This window comes from Zavarzinia aquatilis, assembly GCF_003173035.1.
Taxonomy (GTDB): Bacteria; Pseudomonadota; Alphaproteobacteria; order Zavarziniales; family Zavarziniaceae; genus Zavarzinia; species Zavarzinia aquatilis.
In genome coordinates, this window is record NZ_QGLE01000028.1 from 1 (window position 1) to 4,183 (window position 4,183).

At 68.2% G+C, this 4,183-nt stretch carries 1 protein-coding gene; it reads right to left on the reverse strand.

The features are described 5' to 3' along the window. Positions 1-4,167 (reverse strand): beta strand repeat-containing protein (locus tag DKG74_RS21245; RefSeq protein ID WP_423841706.1); only part of this gene is annotated, 4,167 nt, incomplete at its 3' end. Positions 4,168-4,183: the final 16 nt, after the last annotated feature.

Here is a 4,183-nt window from a genome sequence, read left to right on the forward strand (position 1 = left end):
CCCGGCCGTGATCGTGTAGTTCCCGGCATTCACCGCGCCCTGGGCCGTGCCGCCATAGCTCAGCGCCCCGCCCAGGTCGCCGACGCCTTCACCGGCCACGAAGCCCGCATAGGTCACGCCATTACCACCCGTGAAGGCCTGGCCGTCGTAGGTCTTGGTCGCGTTCGACGCCGTGATGGTCAGTGCCTTGCGATCGATGCTCAGCGTCCCGCTGACGTAGCTGATGGCGTAGTTGCCCGAAGTCAAGCCCCCGGCCGTGATCGTGTAGCTCCCGGCATTCACCGCGCCCTGCGCCGTGCCGCCATAGCTCAGTGTCCCGCCCAGGTCGCCGACGCCTTCACCGGCCACGAAGCCCGCATAGGTCACGCCATTGCCGCCGTTGAACGCGACGCCGTCGTAGGTCTTCGTCGCGTTGGCAGCGGTTACCGTCAGCGCCTTGCGATCGACGTTCAGCGTCCCGCCGACGTAGCTGATGGCGTAGTTGCCCGAGCTCAGGCCGCCGGCCGTGATCGTGTAGCTCCCGGCATTCACCGCGCCCTGAGCCGTGCCGCCGTAGCTCAGCGTGCCGCCGAGATCACCCGCGTCCTCGCCCGCCACGAAGCCGGCATAGGTCACGCCATTGCCACCGTTGAAGGCCACGCCGTCATAGGTCTTCGTCGCGTTGGCAGCGGTTACCGTCAGCGCCGCCTGGTTCACCGTCAAGTTGCCCGCCACGTAGCTGATGGCGTAGTTGCCCGAGCTCAAGCCCCCGGCCGTGATCGTGTAGCTCCCGGCATTCACTGCACCCTGCGCCGTGCCGCCATAGCTCAGCGTCCCGCCCAGATCGCCCGCGTCCTCACCCGCCACGAAGCCGGCATAGGTCACGCCGGCGCCGCCGTTGAACGCGACGCCGTCGTAGGTCTTCGTCGCGTTGGCAGCGGTCACCGTCAGCGCCGCCTGGTCTACCGTCAAGCTGCCCGCCACATAGCTGATGGCGTAGTTGCCCGAGCTCAAGCCCCCGGCCGTGATCGTGTAGCTCCCGGCATTCACCGCGCCCTGTGCCGTGCCGCCATAGCTCAGCGCCCCGCCCACGTCACCAGCGTCTTCTCCCGCCACGAAGCCGGCGTAGGTCACGCCATTACCACCCGTGAAGGCCACGCCGTCGTAGGTCTTCGTCGCATTCGACGCCGTGATGGTCAGCGCCTTACGATCGACGTTCAGCGTCCCGCCGACATAGCTGATGGCGTAGTTGCCCGAGCTCAGGCCACCGGCCGTGATCGTGTAGCTCCCGGCATTCACCGCGCCCTGTGCCGTGCCGCCATAGCTCAGCGTCCCGCCCACGTCACCAGCGTCTTCTCCCGCCACGAAGCCGGCGTAGGTCACGCCGGCGCCACCCGTGAAGGACTGGCCGTCGTAGGTCTTCGTCGCGTTGGCAGCGGTCACCGTCAGCGCCGCCTGGTCTACCGTCAAGCTGCCCGCGACATAGCTGATGGCGTAGTTGCCCGAGCTCAAGCCCCCGGCCGTGATCGTGTAGCTCCCGGCATTCACCGCGCCCTGTGCCGTGCCGCCGTAGCTCAGCGTCCCGCCCAGGTCGCCGGCGTCCTCGCCCGCCACGAAACCGGCATAGGTCACGCCGGCGCCGCCCGTGAAGGCCACGCCGTCATACGTCTTCGTCGCGTTGGCAGCGGTTACTGTCAGCGCCTTGCGATCGACGTTCAGTGTCCCGCCGACATAGCTGATGGCGTAGTTGCCCGAGCTCAGGCCCCCGGCCGTGATCGTGTAGCTCCCGGCATTCACCGCGCCCTGCGCCGTGCCGCCATAGCTCAGCGTCCCGCCCAGATCGCCGGCGTCCTCGCCCGCCACGAAGCCGGCGTAGGTCACGCCGGCGCCACCCGTGAAGGACTGGCCGTCGTAGGTCTTCGTCGCGTTGGCAGCGGTCACCGTCAGCGCCGCCTGGTTTACCGTCAAGCTGCCCGCGACATAGCTGATGGCGTAGTTGCTCGAGTTCAGGCCCCCGGCCGTGATCGTATAGCTGCCGGCATTCACCGCGCCCTGAGCCGTACCGCCGTAGCTCAGCGTACCGCCCAGATCGCCGGCGTCCTCGCCCGCCGCGAAGCCGGTGTAGGTCACTCCGGCGCCGCCCGTGAAGGCCACGCCGTCGTAGGTCTTCGTCGCGTCGGATGCCGTCACCGTCAGCGCCTTGCGATCGACGTTCAGCGTCCCGCCGACGTAGCTGATGGCGTAGTTGCCCGAGCTCAGCCCCCCGGCCGTGATCGTATAGCTGCCGGCATTCACCGCGCCCTGGGCCGTGCCGCCATAGCTCAACGCCCCGCCGAAGTCGCCCGCGTCCTCGCCCGCCACGAAACCGGCGTAGGTCACGCCATTACCACCCGTGAAGGCCACGCCGTCGTAGGTCTTGGTCGCGTTCGACGCCGTAATGGTCAGCGCCTTGCGATCGACGTTCAGCGTCCCGCCGACGTAGCTGATGGCGTAGTTGCCCGAAGTCAGCCCCCCGGCCGTGATCGTGTAGTTCCCGGCATTCACCGCGCCCTGGGCCGTGCCGCCATAGCTCAGCGCCCCGCCCAGGTCGCCGACGCCTTCACCGGCCACGAAGCCCGCATAGGTCACGCCATTGCCGCCGTTGAAGGCCACGCCGTCGTAGGTCTTGGTCGCGTTCGACGCCGTGATGGTCAGTGCCTTGCGATCGATGCTCAGCGTCCCGCTGACGTAGCTGATGGCGTAGTTGCCCGAAGTCAAGCCCCCGGCCGTGATCGTGTAGCTGCCGGCATTCACCGCGCCCTGCGCCGTGCCGCCATAGCTCAGTGTCCCGCCCAGGTCACCCGCGTCCTCACCGGCCACGAAGCCGGCGTAGGTCACACCGGCGCCACCCGTGAAGGCCACGCCATCGTAGGTCTTCGTCGCGTTCGACGCCGTGATGGTCAGTGCCTTGCGATCGATGCTCAGCGTCCCGCCGACATAGCTGATGGCGTAGTTGCCCGAGCTCAGGCCCCCGGCCGTGATTGCATAGCTCCCGGCATTCACCGCGCCCTGCGCCGTACCGCCGTAGCTCAGCGCCCCGTCCAGGTCGCCGACGCCTTCACCGGCCACGAAGCCGGCATAGGTCACGCCATTGCCGCCGTTGAACGCGACGCCGTCGTAGGTTTTCGTCGCGTTGGCAGCGGTTACCGTCAGCGCCTTGCGATCGACGATCAGCGTCCCGTCGACATAGCTGATGGCGTAGTTGCCCGAGTTCAGGCCCCCGGCCGTGATCGTGTAGCTCCCGGCATTCACCGCGCCCTGCGCCGTACCGCCGTAGCTCAGCGCCCCGCCCAGGTCGCCGACGCCTTCACCGGCCACGAAGCCGGCATAGGTCACGCCGTCGCCGCCGTTGAACGCGACGCCGTCGTAGGTTTTCGTCGCGTTGGCAGCGGTTACCGTCAGCGCCTTGCGATCGACGATCAGCGTCCCGTCGACATAGCTGATGGCGTAGTTGCCCGAGTTCAGGCCCCCGGCCGTGATCGTGTAGCTCCCGGCATTCACCGCGCCCTGCGCCGTGCCGCCGTAGCTCAGCGTCCCGCCCAGGTCGCCGACGCCTTCACCGGCCACGAAGCCCGCATAGGTCACGCCGGCGCCGCCCGTGAAGGCCTGGCCGTCGTAGGTCTTCGTCGCGTCGGACGCCGTCACCGTCAGTGCCTTGCGATCGATGCTCAGCGTCCCGCCGACATAGCTGATGGCGTAGTTGCCCGAAGTCAGGCCCCCGGCCGTGATCGTGTAGTTCCCGGCATTCACTGCGCCCTGCGCCGTGCCGCCGTAGCTCAGCGTCCCGCCCAGGTCAGCCGCGTCCTCACCCGCCACGAAGCCGGCGTAGGTCACACCGGCGCCACCCGTGAAGGACTGGCCGTCATAGGTCTTCGTCGCGTCGGATGCCGTTATCGTCAGCGCCTTGCGATCGATGCTCAGCGTCCCGCCGACATAGCTGATGGCGTAGTTGCCCGAAGTCAGGCCCCCGGCCGTGATTGCATAGCTCCCGGCATTCACCGCGCCCTGCGCCGTACCGCCGTAGCTCAGCGCCCCGTCCAGGTCGCCGACGCCTTCACCGGCCACGAAGCCGGCATAGGTCACGCCATTGCCGCCGTTGAACGCGACGCCGTCGTAGGTTTTCGTCGCGTTGGCAGCGGTTACCGTCAGCGCCTTGCGATCGACG